This is a genomic window from Nocardia sp. TBRC8007 (genome assembly GCF_056629435.1).
In genome coordinates this window covers 1-316 of record NZ_JBWSOR010000198.1, presented here as the reverse complement: position 1 = coordinate 316, position 316 = coordinate 1, and the positions used below count along the sequence as shown (strand labels likewise).

The 316-nt window shown below is 66.8% G+C and carries 1 protein-coding gene; it reads left to right on the top strand.

The features are described 5' to 3' along the window. Window positions 1-316, top strand: a 316-nt coding sequence (locus ACX4ZE_RS23280) for an AMP-binding enzyme (protein WP_480275607.1), incomplete at both ends; no start/stop codon positions are given.

Sequence of the window (316 nt, the reverse complement as noted above, 5' to 3'; positions counted from 1 at the left end):
CGCGTACTGGTGAGCAGCTGGTCGCCTATCTGGTGGCGCGGGATGCGGTGGTGGATACCGACGTAGTTCGTGCGGAGCTGGCGCGGCGGTTGCCTGCGTATATGGTGCCCGCGGCGTTCGTTGTGCTCGAGGAGTTCCCGTTGAACGCCTCGGGCAAGTTGGATCGTAGGGCGTTGCCCGCGCCGGTGTTCGAGGTCGCGGTGTTCCGTGCGCCGACCACGCCGGTGGAGGAGATCGTGGCGGGGATCTTCGCCGATGTGCTCGGTATCGCCCGGGTGGGACTGGACGACGACTTCTTCGACCTGGGCGGCAACTC